20 protein-coding genes and 1 pseudogene are annotated in these 15,509 nt (G+C 70.0%); 14 read left to right on the top strand and 7 right to left on the bottom strand.

Annotated features, from left to right (window positions below):
- Nucleotides 1-3: 3 nt before the first annotated feature.
- Nucleotides 4-1,329, bottom strand: coding sequence for an MFS transporter (locus ACFYX0_RS14910; RefSeq protein ID WP_388970553.1), 1,326 nt, complete (start codon nucleotides 1,327-1,329; stop codon nucleotides 4-6).
- Between the two features lie 77 nt (nucleotides 1,330-1,406).
- Nucleotides 1,407-1,856 carry a MarR family winged helix-turn-helix transcriptional regulator gene (locus tag ACFYX0_RS14905; protein ID WP_388970355.1) on the bottom strand — a complete coding sequence of 150 codons (450 nt, stop codon included), beginning with the start codon at nucleotides 1,854-1,856 and terminating at the stop codon, nucleotides 1,407-1,409.
- Between the two features lie 196 nt (nucleotides 1,857-2,052).
- Here ACFYX0_RS14905 and ACFYX0_RS14900 point away from each other — a divergent pair, with 196 nt between their 5' ends.
- Nucleotides 2,053-2,406 (top strand): hypothetical protein, encoded by a 354-nt coding sequence (locus tag ACFYX0_RS14900; RefSeq protein ID WP_311690393.1) that lies wholly within the window; start codon nucleotides 2,053-2,055, stop codon nucleotides 2,404-2,406.
- A 38-nt stretch (nucleotides 2,407-2,444) separates the two neighbouring features.
- Here the strand turns inward: ACFYX0_RS14900 and ACFYX0_RS14895 are convergent, their stop codons facing one another.
- Entirely contained in the window at nucleotides 2,445-3,437 is a 993-nt protein-coding gene (locus ACFYX0_RS14895; RefSeq protein ID WP_388970353.1) for a DUF5937 family protein, read from the bottom strand.
- A gap of 70 nt (nucleotides 3,438-3,507) precedes the next feature.
- Here ACFYX0_RS14895 and ACFYX0_RS14890 point away from each other — a divergent pair, with 70 nt between their 5' ends.
- Both ACFYX0_RS14890 and ACFYX0_RS14885 read left to right on the top strand, forming a co-directional pair.
- Nucleotides 3,508-4,347, top strand: a complete 840-nt coding sequence (locus ACFYX0_RS14890; RefSeq protein ID WP_388970351.1) for an alpha/beta fold hydrolase — start codon at nucleotides 3,508-3,510, stop codon at nucleotides 4,345-4,347.
- A 122-nt stretch (nucleotides 4,348-4,469) separates the two neighbouring features.
- Nucleotides 4,470-5,315: a hypothetical protein gene (locus tag ACFYX0_RS14885; protein ID WP_388970349.1), complete on the top strand. Its 846-nt coding sequence runs from the start codon at nucleotides 4,470-4,472 to the stop codon at nucleotides 5,313-5,315.
- Nucleotides 5,316-5,399: 84 nt separating this feature from the next.
- Here the strand turns inward: ACFYX0_RS14885 and ACFYX0_RS14880 are convergent, their stop codons facing one another.
- The gene (locus tag ACFYX0_RS14880; RefSeq protein WP_388970347.1) at nucleotides 5,400-5,603 is read right to left on the bottom strand and encodes a hypothetical protein; all 204 of its coding nucleotides are present in this window, start codon (nucleotides 5,601-5,603) and stop codon (nucleotides 5,400-5,402) included.
- 356 nt (nucleotides 5,604-5,959) lie between these two features.
- On the opposite strand from ACFYX0_RS14880, the gene ACFYX0_RS14875 reads away from it, so the two are divergent.
- The 3 genes from ACFYX0_RS14875 (at nucleotide 5,960) to ACFYX0_RS14865 (ending at nucleotide 7,563) form a co-directional block, all read left to right on the top strand.
- Nucleotides 5,960-6,418, top strand: a complete 459-nt coding sequence (locus ACFYX0_RS14875; RefSeq protein ID WP_388970345.1) for a hypothetical protein — start codon at nucleotides 5,960-5,962, stop codon at nucleotides 6,416-6,418.
- Entirely contained in the window at nucleotides 6,327-6,932 is a 606-nt protein-coding gene (locus ACFYX0_RS14870; RefSeq protein ID WP_388970343.1) for a site-specific integrase, read from the top strand. The genes ACFYX0_RS14875 and ACFYX0_RS14870 overlap by 92 nt, the downstream gene beginning before the upstream one ends.
- Before the next feature lie 97 nt (nucleotides 6,933-7,029).
- On the top strand, nucleotides 7,030-7,563 hold the full coding sequence (locus tag ACFYX0_RS14865; protein ID WP_388970341.1) for a GNAT family N-acetyltransferase: 534 nt from the start codon (nucleotides 7,030-7,032) through the stop codon (nucleotides 7,561-7,563).
- Between the two features lie 338 nt (nucleotides 7,564-7,901).
- Here the strand turns inward: ACFYX0_RS14865 and ACFYX0_RS14860 are convergent, their stop codons facing one another.
- The 3 genes from ACFYX0_RS14860 to ACFYX0_RS14850 form a co-directional block, all read right to left on the bottom strand.
- Nucleotides 7,902-8,171 (bottom strand): DUF3761 domain-containing protein, encoded by a 270-nt coding sequence (locus ACFYX0_RS14860; RefSeq protein ID WP_388970339.1) that lies wholly within the window; start codon nucleotides 8,169-8,171, stop codon nucleotides 7,902-7,904.
- A 969-nt stretch (nucleotides 8,172-9,140) separates the two neighbouring features.
- Nucleotides 9,141-9,425, bottom strand: a complete 285-nt coding sequence (locus ACFYX0_RS14855) for a hypothetical protein (RefSeq protein WP_388970336.1) — start codon at nucleotides 9,423-9,425, stop codon at nucleotides 9,141-9,143.
- A gap of 77 nt (nucleotides 9,426-9,502) precedes the next feature.
- Nucleotides 9,503-9,763 (bottom strand): hypothetical protein, encoded by a 261-nt coding sequence (locus ACFYX0_RS14850; protein ID WP_388970334.1) that lies wholly within the window; start codon nucleotides 9,761-9,763, stop codon nucleotides 9,503-9,505.
- A 1,274-nt stretch (nucleotides 9,764-11,037) separates the two neighbouring features.
- Between ACFYX0_RS14850 and ACFYX0_RS14845 the strand changes: the two genes are divergently transcribed.
- The 8 genes and pseudogenes from ACFYX0_RS14845 to ACFYX0_RS14810 all read left to right on the top strand — a co-directional run bounded on the left by ACFYX0_RS14845 (nucleotide 11,038) and on the right by ACFYX0_RS14810 (nucleotide 15,485).
- Nucleotides 11,038-11,430 (top strand): hypothetical protein, encoded by a 393-nt coding sequence (locus ACFYX0_RS14845; RefSeq protein WP_388970332.1) that lies wholly within the window; start codon nucleotides 11,038-11,040, stop codon nucleotides 11,428-11,430.
- Between the two features lie 387 nt (nucleotides 11,431-11,817).
- Complete coding sequence (locus tag ACFYX0_RS14840; RefSeq protein WP_388970330.1) at nucleotides 11,818-13,518, top strand: FtsK/SpoIIIE domain-containing protein; 1,701 nt, start codon at nucleotides 11,818-11,820, stop codon at nucleotides 13,516-13,518.
- Between the two features lie 82 nt (nucleotides 13,519-13,600).
- A complete protein-coding gene (locus ACFYX0_RS14835) occupies nucleotides 13,601-13,807 on the top strand; it encodes a hypothetical protein (RefSeq protein ID WP_388970328.1) in 207 nt (68 codons plus the stop codon).
- Nucleotides 13,804-14,082, top strand: coding sequence for a hypothetical protein (locus ACFYX0_RS14830; RefSeq protein ID WP_388970326.1), 279 nt, complete (start codon nucleotides 13,804-13,806; stop codon nucleotides 14,080-14,082). Before ACFYX0_RS14835 ends, ACFYX0_RS14830 begins: the two co-directional genes overlap by 4 nt.
- Nucleotides 14,079-14,756 (top strand): DUF2637 domain-containing protein, encoded by a 678-nt coding sequence (locus ACFYX0_RS14825; protein ID WP_388970324.1) that lies wholly within the window; start codon nucleotides 14,079-14,081, stop codon nucleotides 14,754-14,756. Before ACFYX0_RS14830 ends, ACFYX0_RS14825 begins: the two co-directional genes overlap by 4 nt.
- Nucleotides 14,757-14,777: 21 nt before the next feature.
- On the top strand, nucleotides 14,778-14,969 hold the full coding sequence (locus ACFYX0_RS14820) for a mobile element transfer protein (RefSeq protein ID WP_388970322.1): 192 nt from the start codon (nucleotides 14,778-14,780) through the stop codon (nucleotides 14,967-14,969).
- Nucleotides 14,970-14,981: 12 nt separating this feature from the next.
- Nucleotides 14,982-15,137: a hypothetical protein gene (locus ACFYX0_RS14815; protein WP_388970320.1), complete on the top strand. Its 156-nt coding sequence runs from the start codon at nucleotides 14,982-14,984 to the stop codon at nucleotides 15,135-15,137.
- 23 nt (nucleotides 15,138-15,160) lie between these two features.
- A pseudogene (locus ACFYX0_RS14810) lies at nucleotides 15,161-15,485 on the top strand (SpdD-like protein).
- Nucleotides 15,486-15,509 lie beyond the last annotated feature (24 nt).

The following is a 15,509-nucleotide window of genomic DNA, read 5'->3' as shown; positions in this document are numbered from 1 at the left end:
GACTCAGACCTTTCGGGAGGTGGGCGTGAGAGTGGACAGGGAACGGTCGAGCAGCCCGGCCAGCAGGAGCAGGACGGATCCGGCCGCCATGAACAGGGCCAGTTCGTGCAGCCCGGCCGTGTCGGCGCCGTGGGCGAAGAAGGCCGCGTCGGCGGCGGAGGCGCCCAGCGCGCCGAGGTACATGAAGGTGCGCAGCAGTCCGGCGGCGGAGGCGATCCGCTCGGGGGCGGCCTGCCGGTAGAGGGCATTCTGGTTCGCGAGCCCGATCAGGCCCTGCGGTACGCCCATGACGGCGCCGACGGCGAGCAGCAGCCACACCGGGCTGCCGGAGTGCAGCAGGAGCAGCCCGGCACAGGCCAAGATCTGCACGGCACCGCCCACCAGCAGCTTGGCGCGGACCGCCTCGCGGCGCCCCGTGAACCAGGAGACGGTGAGCGCGCTCAGCGACAGCGGCAGCAGCACCAGACCGGCGTCGGCCGCGTGCAGTCCGCGGCCCTGCTCCAGCCACTGGGTGAAGCCGTACATGAAGGAGTACGAGGTGGTGTAGCCGAGGAACTGCCGCAGATACGTGGCGAGCAGCGGGACATTGCCGCCGAGCACCCGTAGATCGATGAAGGGACCGGCGGTCCGCAGCTCCCGCAGGGCGAACCCGGCGGCGGCGACGGCGGCGCCCACCGGCAGCCACCAGTGGGCGAGCCGCGGGCTCATCAGGAAGACCATGAGGGCCAGGAGCATGGCGGAGAAGAGCGCCATGCCGGGGAGGTCGACGGAGCGCCGCGCTCGGTCGCGGTCCCCGTGCCGCCTGGGCAGCCACAGCGTGCCGAGCACCAGACAGGCCGCGGACAGCGGCACGTTGACCGTGAAGATCGCGCGCCAGCCGCCCACGCCGATCAGGAAGCCGCCGAGCGCGGGGCCCACGACGGCGACGGTCTGGTTGGCGACGGAGAGCGCGGTCAGCACCCGGGCCGGGCTGTCCTGCCCGGTGCGTTCGGCCTCGCTCCGGGTCAGTTGCATCGACGCCGGATACGCGGCCGAGGTCCCGAGGCCGAGCAGCACCCGTGCGGCGACCAGCACGCCGAGGGAGGGCGCGAGCGCGCCCATCAGTCCGGCGGCGCCCACCAGAGCCGTACCGGCCAGATACAGCAGGCGCGGACCGTACATGTCGACGAGCCGCCCGATCACGGGCTGCCCCACGGCCGTGGCAAGGTAGAGGGCCGTCACCAGCCAGGCGGTCTCGGCGGGCGGCGCCCCGAAGGCGAGGCCGATCGGGACGAGCGCCACGGCGATCATCGAGGAGTTGATCGGGTTCAGTATCGAACCCAGGATCATCGGGGCGATCAGCCGGCGGTCGAAGCCGGGCGGGGCGGGCCGCCGGGTCCGGGCGGCCGTGCGCTCGGCGTGGGACGTCACGGTTGCGTGAGCCGTTCCAGCAGGGAGAGCGCCTCCAGTACGGTGCGCCGCTCGTCCTCCGTATAGCGGTCCTCCAGGGCGCGGGCCAGCCATTCCTGCCGCGCCTGCCGGTCGCCCTCGACCCGCTCCCGCCCGGCGTCGGTGAGGGTGACCAGCTGGCGGCGGCCGTCGTCGGGGTCGGGGCTGCGCCGGATGAGGCCGTGCTGTTCGAGGACGGCGAGCGTGGCGGCCATCGACTGGGGACGGACGCCCTCGGCGGAGGCCAGGGCACTGGCGGTGGCGGCCCCGCCCTTGGCGACCAGGGTGAGCGCGGACACCTGGGACGGCGTCAGACCGTCGCCCCCGGCGACCTCGCGAAGCCGGCGTCGCAGCCGGCTGAACAGCACCCGCACATCACGGGCCGCGCGGGCGGCGGACTCGGAGACGCCCCCGGGGTTCTGATCCATGCCGCCACACTAAATCCTTCAGGTAAGCCTGTCCAGGTGAACCTGCCCAGTTTTACCTGAACAGTTTCTCCTGCCGAAAGAGACCAGACAGGGGGCGACCGACGGGGCGGTCAAGGCTCCCCAACACGCGCATCCGTTCGAGTGAAGTGAGAGAAGCGGCTCGCATCGAAAAATCGAACACGCGTAGCATTGCCGGGTGCCTGCGAGCTATGACTTTCCGAGTGACCTCCTTGCCGGACAGGAGGAGCTGCACCAGGTCCGGGCAGAGCTCCTGGCCCTGCTGAAACGACTCCCCTGGTCGGTGGAGCCGCTGGACGCGTTCAGCGACGACAACGGCTGGCGGAAGGTGGAACGCCCCGCCTCCCCGGGCTGGACCGCGGACGAACAGGCAGAGGTGGAAAAACTCCGCCGCCGGGAGCGGGAACTCGCGGTCTTCGTCTCCTGCCACCGCTTCTGGTCGGAGGTCACGACCGAGAACAAGGTGGACGCCCGCATGCGTCTGAAGCACACCGACGAGCACGACACCGAGGCCGGACCCCGGCCGGAATGACGGACACGGGGAGGCCGTGGCCCCCCATGCCGTGACCGTCACATGCCCGTCGACGACGTGCGAGATACGGCGGCCGGGGCGCCCACCAGGTGGTCTGCCCGTTCCGTGCGCAGATGGAGCGCGGTACGGCCCCTGCGCTGCGTCGCCACCAGGCCCGCACCGCGCAGCGCCCCCAGATGCTGCGAGACCGCGCTCGGCGTGATGCCGAGACGGCCGGCCAGGTCCGTCGTCGTCAGTGGTTCGGCCAGGGCGGTGAGCAGGGCCGCCCGTGTGTGGCCGAGCACCGGGGCGAGACCCGTCGGCGCCGGGGGCGGATCCTCCCAGAGCAGGCCGACGCCGACCGCCGGGTAACGGATCGACGCGGTCGTGACCGGGGACTTGTCGACGCCCACATGGGGCCAGTTGAAGACACTGGGCAGCAGGACCAGGCCGTGCCCGCCGGCGTCCACCGTGCGCACCGAGTGCGGAGTGCGCCGCCCGTGCACCACCAACTGGCCGTCGTCCCAGGCGATGTCCCGGTGCAGCTCGGCGAAGAGCGCCTGTACCCCGCCGTCCACCAAGGTGAGCGCCCGTCTGCCGACATCGGCCTCCAGCACCGCGCGTATCCGGCGCCAGTGCGGGGCGATCAGCCGTTCATGGCAGCGCTGGAGCGCCTCGGCGAGCCGGGGCAGCACCGCTGCCGGGGCGGGGGCCTCCTCCTCCGGTACGCCCAGGACCGCGCCGTACTCGCGCCGGAAGAAGGCCTCCTCCGTGGCCCGCAGCAGTTCCAGCTCCGTCGCCATCGACGGCATCCGCTCCCGCGGCACCGGGAACAGGAACGACGGCAGCGGCCCGGCGATCAGCGCCCGCAGCAACGGCAGTTCGGGCTCGCCCGCCAGCAGCGGCAGGGCCCCGCGCGCCCACGGCCGATGCACCGCGTGCCCGCCCGTACCCAGCAGGATCCGCAGCGCCAGCACCGTCTCGCCCAGCGGTGAGACGGCGAACCGCACTCGCGCGACCGATGCCGCGGTGAATCTGATCCCGACCGCCATCCAGCCGCCCCATCGTGTAGCCGTAGCTGAACGGTAGCCACCGTCCGCCGCCGCCCCCAGGCTGCCCGGCATGGAATTCTTCAGCGCGTACGACGGAACGAAGCTCGCCCACCGCGTGCTCGGGGACGGCCCCACCGTGGTCTGCCTGCCCGGGGGCCCGATGCAGGCCTGCGCCTACCTGGGCGACCTCGGCGGCCTCTCCGCGCACCAGCGGCTGATCATGCCGGATCTGCGGGGCACCGGTCGGTCGGCGCAGCCGAAGGACCCCGGCACCTTCCGCTGCGACCGGCTCGTCGACGACGTGGAGGCCCTGCGCGAGCACCTCGGCCTCGACCGGATGACCCTGCTCGCGCACTCGGCCGGCGCGAACCTGGCGGCGCTGTATGTGAGCCGCCACCCGGAACGCGTCGACCGGCTCGCCCTGATCACGCCGAGCGTCCTGGCCGTCGGTGTGACGATCAGCGGAGAGGACCGGCGCGAGACCGCACGGCTGCGCCGGCACGAGCCGTGGTTCCCCGCCGCGTACCCGGACCTGGAGGCGATCACCGCCGGGCAGGGGACCCCCGACTCCTGGCAGGCCATCGCGCCCTTCTTCTACGGCAGTTGGGACCGGACCGCCCGCGCCCACCGGGCCGCCGAGGACGAGCAGAGGAACCCGGAGGCCGCGAGGATCTTCGCCGCCGACGGCGCCTTCGACCCGGACGCCACCCGTACGGCACTGGCCCGGTTCGGCTCGCCCGTGCTGCTGCTCGCCGGGGAGGTCGACGTGGCGGCCCCGCCCCGCGCGATGGCCGAGTTCGCCGCACTGTTCCCGGGGGTCCGACCGGTCGTTCAGCCCGGTGCCGGGCACTTCCCCTGGCTCGACGACGCGGACCGGTTCGCCGCGACCACGAGGGCGTTCCTGGGCTGAGCCACCGCGCCGGGCGCCTCCCCCTGCCTGTGTCGGTGCTCCCACGGAGTTGTGTCAGTGCCTCCCCCCATAATCTTCATCGCTACGTTCACCGGAACGACCGGAGGCCACCGTTGCCCTCGATGGACGACTTCGCGACCTGGGCTCCCGTGCTGCGGCTCCTGCGCGCCGCCCACGCGGACAGCCTCGCCGTCCCGGGTGGCCATGTGACGGGGCAGATCGGCATCCACTCATGGAGTCTGCACCTGCCGCGACGGATGCCCCCGCCCGGACAGGCCGCCCAACTGTCGGACGTGCAGGACGAGTACGACACGGTACAGCTGGTGCAGGCCGCGCTCACGAAGGCCGGCGTCGAGGACATGTCGTTCGTCGCGGAGATCTCGCCGAGCGGGCACACGGCACTCGACCTGTTCGGACCCAGCCCCGCCGTGGAGCGGAGCTTCGGTGTGCACCCGGGTGCGCTCGTCCTGGTCGAGGACTCCGTACCCGAGCCCTGGCGCCGTCTGCCCGAGCCGGTGCCCGGTGCGGCACCGGCCCCCTCGGTCGATCTGGCGCTGCTGGAACGGACACTTCGGGAGCGGATCCCGGATGCCGTCGCCGCGACCGAGGAGGAGATCGCGGCCGCTGAGGCGCGCCTCGGCGTGACGTTGCCCGACGAGCTCAAGGTGCTCTACGGGGTGACTCGGGCGAAGTGGGAGGACTTCCGGGACGACGACGACGGCTGGGAACGTGTCGTCGACGCGGTCGGCTTCGAGCCGTTCTCCACGGACGAGTTGACCGTCGCCGACGCGTCGTCCCGCCCCTCCCGTTGGCAGTTCGGCGCGATGACTCGCGGGTCTGGCTCCGACAGGAACCACAACTGTCCCTGCTGCCATCCCTTCCGCCTTCGACCCACACACCGTGGAGCGGGCGTGGTTCAGGGCGTCAAGGTGGAGCGCGCCACTGTACGAACGACCTTGACGCCCTGAGCCGCGTATGCTGATCCGCTCTACCCCGGCTACGCTCGCGCGGGAGAACCCGCGGCGCGTGGCTGCGGGGCGCCTTGTGGGGGCTTAGTCGACAGTCAGCCCGTCGTATTTACCGCCCCAGCATTTGACGGTGTTGTGCAGATAGGGCTGTCCGCCGCCCTCCCTGCACTGAGAAGGGGTGGTGAAGCCTGAGCCATCATCTGCGGTGGCGGTGGCGGCGCCTGTGAGGCCGAGTCCGGCGAGGGCTGCCGTGGCGAGGACGGCGGCGAGGATTCGTCGACTGCGCATTTGGTTCCCCTTTCGCGGATTGCCTCGGTTGGGGCACTAGCCAGCTTGATCCTCACCCATGTGGGTGGCACGTCACGTTGCGCCATTCGGGTGACAGGTTGTCGGGTGCGAGGTCGGTGACGCGACCCGTCGGACAGGCCCTTGAGCCTGTGCGTGGGCACGCGGTCGGCGTAGCGGCTTTGGGGGGCGCTGCTTTGCCGCGAGTGATCATGGCCCCGTAAGCTTCCGGCGCGTCGGGCAGTCTGTGGACCTGCCCGGTAAAGCACGACGTTGGGGCCATGATCTTCGAGGCTCGCGCCAAAGTGGCTCCGTAAAGCCGTGGAGCCGACCGCCCCAGCCGCGACGTGTCTGACCTCATGCACTGTGTGCCTGCCTCTTGGGCGGGAGCGGGCGGCCGGCGGTGCCGAGCGGGGCGGAGACATGAGCGCGGGCGCCGCGATCGCGACTACGCGGCCACCACCCGCGAACGCAACGTCGGCATCCTCAACCTGCACATCATGCCGACGTTCAACGCGATGCCGCTCCATACGATCACCACGCCCCAGGTGCGGCGCTGGCGCACGGGCCTCCTCGATGCCGGGGTCGGCCCGGCCACCGTCGCCAAGGCATACACGATCCTCCGCACGATCCTGAAAACGGCCGTGGACGACGGACTGATTCAGCAACCCGTGCCGGATCAAGGGCGCGGGTACGGCCACCCACGCAGAGCGGCCCTTCCTCTCCGTGCCCGAGGTGTACCGGCTCGCGGACGCCGTTCCGCCCCACTGCCGCGCCCTCGTTCTCATGGCGGCCTTCTGCGCGCTCCGCTTCGGTGAGCTGGCGGCTCTGGAGCGACGTGACGTCGATCTGGAGGCCCGCACCGTCTCCGTCCGGCGCTCGTACTCCGAGACCCGCGGCCACGGTCTCACGGTGAAGACTCCCAAGAGCGCTGCCGGTGTCCGTACCGTGGCCATCCCGGCCTCGCTCGTCGAGGAACTGGCCCACCACCTCGCCGAGTACGCCGGTGCCGGCCGAACCGGGCTTGTCTTCCTCGGCGTCCGGGGTGGTGTCCTGCGGCGGAACAACTTCCGGCGGATCTGGCTCCGTGCCCTCGCCGCGACCGGGCTCGATGGCGTCCGCTTCCATGATCTCCGGCACACCGGCAACACCCTGGCCGCGACCGGTGGCGCGACCACTCGGGAGTTGATGCATCGCATGGGCCACTCGTCCGTGCGGGCAGCGCTGAACTATCGGCACCTCGTGAACGGCCGCGACCACCAGATCGCCGACTACGTCGACGGTCAGATCAAGAGGGTGAAGCAGCCCCCTCGCGGCCCATCTGGCACGTAACGACTCGGTCCGCGATTGAGGTCGCGGCGGGATTGGGCAGTTCGGGTTGAGATGCCTATGTGCCTGTCCAGAGCAGGCGGATTGAGATACTCCGGCCATGGATGCTGGGGTGATGGGGATCGGGGCGCAACTGGACGTGGCAGTGCCTGCACGGGCCATGTCGGCGCATGCCACGGGCTGGGTGCTGCGTTCTGCGGTGGCAGCGGACATCGAGGTGATCGCGGAGTTGCGGGCCACGGTCATGCGTGCGGATTTGGAACGCCTTGGGCGCTACGACGAGCACAGGGTGCGGCAACGGCTGCGGGATTCCTTCCCCACGCAGCACACGTCGATCATCATGATCGACCGCGAACTCGTAGGATGCGTCGCGCTCCGGCCCGCCGAAGGCAGGCAGTGGCTGGAGCACTTCTACCTGGCTCCGCACCGTCAGGGCCGAGGACTCGGATCCGCTGTCTTGCGCACGGTGCTGGAGCGGACGGACGCGCAGGGCATGACCGTGGGTCTGAACGTCTTGCAGGGCAGTGCTGCCCGTCGACTCTACGAGCGCCACGAATTCGTCGTGGAAGCCCAGGACCCGATCGACGTCTTCATGGTGCGCCCGCCCGGGGCGAGCACCGCCGCGAAAGCCTGACCTGCGACAGCACGACGACCTCGCCCCGATCCGCGAGGCCGTCTGCTATGGCCGTGACGTGACGGCAGCCGCACGGGTTCTTCGAGTGTGACCAAGAAGTGGGCCCGTGCGGCCTTGTCCCATCCTGCCTTCTGCGGCGTCTCCCGTGCACATCTCGGCGATTTGATCGAGGAGTTGGCAGACCCGTGGCTTGCCGGGCCTTGGGCCGATGTACCTCTCACCTGCTGGGATCGTCCGCAGGCGTCCGCGCTCGTCCGCTGCTGTCTGTCGACGTTGTCACGCAGTTAGACACTCACCCGCACTTCGTACCCCGCCCCTTGCTGCGCCTGCTCCGCGGCCTACTTGAACCAGTAGCGGACGCCGTGGTGGTGGGAGCAGGTGCCCTGCGAGTGCCGCGAGTAAGACAGCGTGGCATCCACGCACTTGGCGGTCTCGTACTTGTCCTTGGGCTTTTGGTGGTGTGTCCAGCCACAGACGCCCGTGGTGTGGTGGACGCAGTGGTGGGCGGTGTTGGTGGACGGCAACGTGGCCGCAGACGCGGTCGGTGCGCTGAAGAAGACGCCGACCACGGCGACAGCTATGGCTGAGGCGGCAAGACGAGCACGCAAAGGGACCCCCCCCTTTTTGAGTAGGACAAGTGCAGGGGGACTGTATACGGGTTTCAACCGATCGGTGGCTCGTATGGGATTACCCGCACGCGCGGTGGGTCACCGGGTCTGACCGTTGGTCGACGGCGGCCACCCTCGAACGGTCCGCATGAACCTCAGCCGACGACAGTCAGCCATGACGGCGGGTGCGCCGACCGACCATGCGCGCGTATGTCTTGCTGCCCCCCCACCGGCGCCTCCGCCACGCTGTCAATGCTGTTGACCAGAGCAAGCCGTGGGGCCGGCTCGCGACGACGGCACCCGGGCTCTCAGCTTGGGAAGCTCAGGTGATCCAGAGCTGGCCGCCCGTCTGACCTGGGGCGGAGTGGTGCTGGCTTCTGCGCGGCCACCGACTTTGGCGCCCGGTGTTCCCCGTGGTTCCCCGCATGATCTGGCACGGGTCTGGCACGACCTCTTCGTTTCGAACTATGGGCGGTGTGGTGGTTGAACGCCGCAGTGGTGGCCACCTGGATGCTTGGGTCGGTGCCGGTCGGGTGCGGCCGCGGTGGTTGCTGTACATCACAGGAGGGACTTCATGGTTCCGGCTGGCGGCCGGGGCGAGCATCATTGAGCGCTGTGGACGACACGAATGGCAGCATTCTCGGAGCGTGGCGGGTCGGCCCGTACCGCCGCGCCATGGGTTATGCACTGGCCGGCCGCAATTGAGACCATGGCTGCGCCCCAGGAGGCACCTGCCTGTGCCTATCCTCGCTGATACCTGACCAAGAGTTTCGGCTGCCGCTGTGACGGGATTTGAACCCAAGAACTCTTCATCCCGAATGAGGTCCGCGCGGTGATCGCGCCGGCACGGATGGCGTTTCCCCAGTTGAAGGGCGTTGGCCTCAATGGGTCTCGCATGGTGTGGAGGGGGTTTGGGGAGCAGGTCAGCTCCCCGAAGGCTCCCGGGAGGTCAGTGGGGACCGAGCGGCGCTAGTCACCCTGAGTGGGCGCATCCGACTCTTCTTCCTCTTCCATGAACCGGATGCCCTCATGCGTTAGCGAGACGGTGGCGGGGGTCTTGTGCGACGTCCAGTCGACGGTGATCAGACCTTCGCCAGCCAGGTAAACGCAGGCCGCGGAGAGGTCCTCGTCGGTCAGACGGAGCTCGTCGTGGAGTGCCGCTCCGCTGACCTCGGTGAGATTGCGTTCGACGGCCCCGTACAGAGATTGGAGAACCGCTTTCCGGTAGGTCTTGCGTTTACGGAGTGTCGTCATGGCTGTTGCTCTCGGACTCGTGGCCGACGGTGCGGGCACTGATGGGGCGGCGGGCTTTCGTGGCATTCACGGTCCGGTCACACCTCGTCCGCGGGATAGTGGTCCTCGAGGGACGATTCGCTGGATGCCAGCCAGGACCGTGCGGGCTGCGCGGTGTGTGTGGTGTCGATAGTGAGGTGGAGACGGGTCGCGCCTTCGCAGCCAGCGGGGTAGCTGCGCTGCTCGGTCGAGGTGAAGCAGCGACGCAGCACTTGGGCAACGCGGCGAGCCACCTCCGGCGTCGCCGCGACGATGCGGACCTCGGCATGGCCGACAGAGGGCAATGGTTCGTGATCCATGGCGTACCTCCTGCGGGGGGCAGAGCGGAGGAGGTACGCGGTCGCCGCTTGGAACGCCCAGAGTCCGGGTGCACACCGCGCTTACGCGTACGCCCCTTTCCTGAAGCCTATGCCCGCGCTTGGGGTCACTGTCCCCGAAACCGGGCATAGAGGGCGGGGTGATCGCGGAGGTACCGGCGCTCGGGCCGGGGTCTCTGGGGATGCCATCGCGAAGGCGCTGAGGCGGCTCCCACTGCGATCTGCAGGGAGCCGCGTAGGAGCCGGATTCCGGACTTGACTCTCAAAATGCCCCCCGAAACCATTCAGGGACCTGGCCCGCGATGCGGATCAGGCCCCTGACCTGGTACTTCACTGCCGGGGTGGCGGGATTTGAACCCACGACCTCTTCGTCCCGAATTAGGACCTGGAGGATCGTCTAGATGGCGTCCCGCCAGGTGGCGTAGGGGATCAAGGCACCGGAATCCCCAGGCCAGGACAGTGGATCCGCCCGATCGGGTTGTCCAACTCAAGTCAGCAGCACACTCCTTGGGCTGCCGCCTCCGCATAGATCGCTACGGACCTCGAACCGGAACGCGTAGCGCTTGATCCCCTACACCACGTCGCGGGACACGACCATCGTCTACCTGTGCTCTAGGGCAAATATGCAGGTCCGGGCGTTGGGGAACTTCGGTCTCCGTTGGTGTCTTAGGGGTCCCGATGCAAGATCATCTCCAGGATTTCTCCAAGGCAGCGCTCGCGCTCACTGCGCGCGATGCAGGGCTCCGGCGTGTGGTTCGCAAATCCGTGATCTGCTGGCCGGGCCGCCCGCCTCGCTACGAAGTGCCTCGGGCATCGATGGAGCTCCCACTGATCCCGTTCCGTGGTCCACATCGCTGCGTAGGCCGACAGGACCTGTTCACTCATGGCCACCCCCTGAGCGGCACCGTACCGCGCGGCCGGTGCGGAGCCTCAGGGTTGTGGAGCACTAGTTTGGAAGATCGCGTATGCGGATGTGCGGTGACCTGGCAAGACGCTGACCTGCGCGTTTGTGGGCTGGTTGCCGTGACTCCCCGCTGTTCCCCGTGCGGTACCCCCTCATCGGGCACGCAGGGGGCACGTGTGGCTCTCTGCCGCGTTCTCAGTCGTCGTTGCGGTCTAAACCACGTTTTCAGCGCCTCACACATATCCGTCATCCATTGAGGTGAGTCGGCTATTCCATGGACCAGGGGGTTGCTGCCGCCGACCTGTGCGTCACCGAGCGCGATTGAACATCACTGGTTGTAATAATGCTCCTCGTGCAGCCGCTGCCGGTTCCGTGCCCCGCCCACCTCATCCCGGTCGCCACCGGCACCGGCGCGTTCCACCACGCGTACCGGAACGCCATGGCGGACGGCGCCGTGTTCGTCGCCATCGAATGCGAAGGACACCGGTGGACCGTGAAGGCGGACACGCTCACTGCCGGCCCCGGGCACGCGGTCGCCGACGCGGTCAACGAGGAAGTCCGGGCCGCGATCACCCGTCTCGTGGAAAGGCACGAGGTCGACTGGGGCGCTTACGCGGGGCCGATCTACTTCATGATGCACGGGCTGCGGAGCGAAGAACGAGCTCGCGAGCTCGCTGCCGCGCTTCACGCTGCCCTGTACGGAGATCTTGAACCCCTGACCCGGGCCGTCCCTCCCACAGTTTGACCGCGCGCAGGTGCGGATGCGTTCCCGGCTGCACCGGCTGACGACCTCGACCACCACCTACCTCAGCTCCCATCCCGTACGCCGTCGACCCACACACCGTGGAGCGGGCGTGGTCCATGGCGTCCAGGTGGAGCGCGCCACTGTACGAACGACTGTGAGGATTGACCGTGGCACCGCTCGGCGGCCTGACCCACCGAACGATTGACGCTTCAGGCTGTCCTTTCCAGGAATCGTCGGCCGGCCGGGCGGTGCCGCTATGCACGCGGCCGGTCGAGCGCCTGTGACTTCATAGGAGCCCGGCCAAAGGTCCCATCACAGTCTTGTCCAGCCGCCCGACTGGCCCGTGCGATCCCTCGCGCATCGCACGGAAGGACAGCAGGACCCAGCATGGCAGACCAGATCGCGGTGGTCGGCGGCGTGGACACCCACACCGACTTCCACCAGGCCGCTGTGATCGACTCCATCGGTCGCCACCTGGCCACGGCAGCGTTCCCCACCACCCCCGACGGCTACCAGCGCCTGCTGGAGTGGTTGCGCTCGCACGGCGAGGTACTCGCCGTCGGAGTTGAGGGGACCGGCGCCTACGGCTCCGAACTCGCCCGGTTCCTGCGGGCGAACGAGCTCACCGTCGTGGACGTGGACCGCCCCGACCGCAAGGCCCGGCGGGCCAACGGCAAGTCCGACCCCGTCGACGCCTACGCCGCCGCGACCGCCGTCCTGTCCGGCCGCGCGACCGGCCGGCCGAAGACCCGCGACGGCATCGTCGAGGCCATCCGGTCCCTGCGGGTGGTCCGCCGCTCCGCCATCAAGTCCCGCACCCAGACGATCAACCAGATCCGCACACTCATCGTCTCCGCCCCTGCAGAGGTACGCGAACGCCTGCGCGGCCTGCCCACCTATCAGCTGATCGCGCAGCTATCCCGCTCCCGCCCCGGCGCAGACCTTCCCGACTCCCGCCCGCCGCGCATCCTGCGCCTCCGCCCGACCAGGACCGGCCTGGTCCTGCGCCTCAAGCTCCGGCCCGGGCAGGACGCCTTCGACGTCGCCGCCGCCTCCGACCGGCTCCGGCACTCCTTCTCCATGTACGGGGTCACCTCGCGTGAGGTGCGCTCGGGTGTGGTCGAGGTCCGGATGACCGGCTACGACGTCCTCAAGCGGGTGCAGATGCCCGCCCAGACGGACACCCGCCCGATGCGGGTCCCCGTTGCCCTGCGGGAGGACGGCGCGGTCCACTACCGCGACTACCGGGCGATACCCCACGCCCTTACCCTCGGGGCCACGGAGTCCGGGAAGTCGGTCTACCAGCGCAACCTGGTCGCCGGGCTGGCTGCGATGGACGTCGCCCTGGTGGGCATCGACTGCAAACAGGGGGTGGAGCTGTTCCCGCTGGCCCGCCGGTTCTCCGCGCTCGCGGACAACCCTGACACCGCCGCGGAACTCCTCGAAGCCCTCGTGGCCCGCATGGAGGGCGTCTACCAGCTCATCCGCACCGAACAGCGCGTCACCGCAGACGTCCCCGACGCCGAGATCGCCGCCGACATCTGGGACCTGGCCGAACACCTGCGCCCCGTGCCCGTCGTGGTCCTGGTCGACGAGGTCGCCGAACTCGCCCTCTTCGCCACCAAGGAGGAGGAGAAGCGGCGGGACCGCATCATCACCGCCCTGGTCCGCCTCGCCCAGCTCGGCCGCGCCGCCGGCATCTACCTGGAGATCTGCGGACAGCGCTTCGGCTCCGAACTCGGCAAGGGCATCACCATGCTGCGAGCCCAGCTCACCGGCCGCACCGCCCACCGCGTCAACGACGAAACCTCAGCGAACATGGCCTTCGGCGACATCTCCCCGGACGCCGTCCTCGCCGCCATCCAGATCCCGGCCGAGATGCGCGGGGTCGCCATCGCGGGCGACTCCTCCGGCGGCTGGCACCGCATCCGCGCCCCGCACACCTCCCTGCGCCAGGCCGTCAACACCTGCAACCGGCACGCCGACCAAACTCCGGACCTGCCTGAACTGGCCCCCTTCCGGCCCGCCCTTGGCGTCCCGGCTCCGGCCGAGGCCCCGGCCGTGGAGTCCATCCCGGCCACCACCTGATCACTCCCGCTCCACGGTCGGCGCGACCGCCTTCGCGCCAGGTCCCTACCCCCGCCATGCCTGACGAAGGGAAAGCCCCGCCATGTGCCCTCACCGCGAGGACTTCGCCCGCACGGTGCTGCTGCTCCTCCAACTCAGCCACTACGCCCACACGACCGGCGCCGACCAGGACTTCATCGAGGCCATCGGCCCATCGCTGGCCGCATCGCTGCCCGAACCGCCGCCCGGCACCTTCCCGCCCGGCTACGACCCCAACGACGGCCCCACCTACCCCGGAGAGGGGCGATGAAGATGTCAGAGCCGCTGACTGGCCTGGACGATCTCACCCCGGACGAATTCCTTCGTCAACTGGCGGCCCTGCGCGAGCAGCAGGACCAGCTCGACCAGCTCGTCCGCGCCCACCTCGCCTATGCGCGGGAGTTCGCTGGCCCTCGGCCCTACACGCTGGCCTCGCTCGCATCGGCGGCCGGATTGTCCATCTCCGGAGTCAGGACCGCATACTCCTCCGCCGACTGCGCGGTCGTGGCTCGCTCCCTGGGCCGTCCCCCGCGGGGGCAATCATGACCAGGCCCAACCGCCCCACACGACCGGATGCCGTCCTGGTCCAGGCCGTCATCGCCGGAGCCCTCTGCTTCGCCCACCTCCACGACCTCGCCGCCGCTGCCGGACAGGACGGCTGGAAGGCCTGGGCCTACCCCATCAGCGTCGACCTGCTCCTGGTCGCCGCCTGGCGACGCCTCCGCTCCCAGGGGCCCTCCCGGCTGGCCTGGTGCTGGTTCCTGATCGCCCTGTTCGCCTCACTCGGCGCCAACATCGCCACCGCCGGATTCCTCGACCTGGCCGACCCACCCGCCCTGCTCCGGCTCGGCGTCGCCGGATGGCCCGCCCTGGCCTTCCTCGGCGGCACCCTGCTTGCCCACTCGGCCGCGGAACGCCCGCCAGTTCCGCCGGCACCCGACACCAAACCCAAGACCACCCCTGGCGCACAGGCAGCCGAGACGGAAACGGACGCCTCCCCGGAGGCAGCGACCGAGGACACCCCAGCGCTACCCGCCGCCACTTCGCCTGCGCCCGCCGCACCAACCGTGCCGGTCCCGGCCGCCCTGGTCGAGCACGCCCGGAAGGTCGCCGCCGACCACGAAGCACGCACCGGCGCCCGGATCGACACCGACACCCTCCGCGCCCGCCTCGGCGTCCCGCCCCACCTCGCCGACGCCATCGCCGCCCACCTTGCCTGAGCCGAAAGGAGAACCGCTGCGATGCCCGCCCGTGATCACTTCCACTCCGTCATGAGCATCGGCCCGGTGCAGATCGGCACCCACCGCGACCGCAACGGCCAGACCAAGCACGCCGCCGTGTGCACCGCCGACCGCTGCGGCTGGTCCGCCGACTACTCCAGCGCCTCCGCCGCCCGGCTCGCCGCCCGCACCCACCGCTGCCGCATCCGCTAGGAGACCACCGCCATGCAGGTCCCTCTCTGGTTCGCCCTCCTCGTCGTCGGCTACCTCGGCATCAAGCTCATCCGCCCGCCCTGGTGGCTCATCGCCGTCCTGCTCCTGGGCGGCTACCTCCTCGCCGACAGCCTCCTCGCCCCCGTCATCAACGCAGCCGTCAAGTAGCCCGCAGCGAAAGGAGAACCACCATGCTCCGCCCCAAGATCCCGACCATGCCCACCCCGACCGGGCTCAGCACACCGCCCGCCGTCGTCGAGCCCACTGCGGTCGTCCAGCACCGCCCGGCCCCCACCCCGCCGCCCGCCCCCGCGGCCCCGGCGCCGAGCCGCCCCACGGTTCAGCTCACGCCCGGTACTGCGCTCGCCCTGGTTGGCGGCGGCACCGCCGTGGTCCTGGTCGTCGGCGCCGTTCTCGTCTCGATGCTCCTCGCGGTCGCCATCACCCGGCGTGTCCGTCGCCGTCTGCGCCCTGGTGATCCGCTCCCTGATCAGCGCCGAAGCCAAGCGACGCTGACCGGCCCCCGGGCGGCTCCGATAC

Origin of the sequence: Streptomyces sp. NPDC002573, assembly GCF_042889625.1 — a bacterium.
GTDB classification, from domain to species: domain Bacteria; phylum Actinomycetota; class Actinomycetes; order Streptomycetales; family Streptomycetaceae; genus Streptomyces; species Streptomyces gibsoniae.
This window is presented reverse-complemented; position numbering and strand designations above follow the sequence as displayed.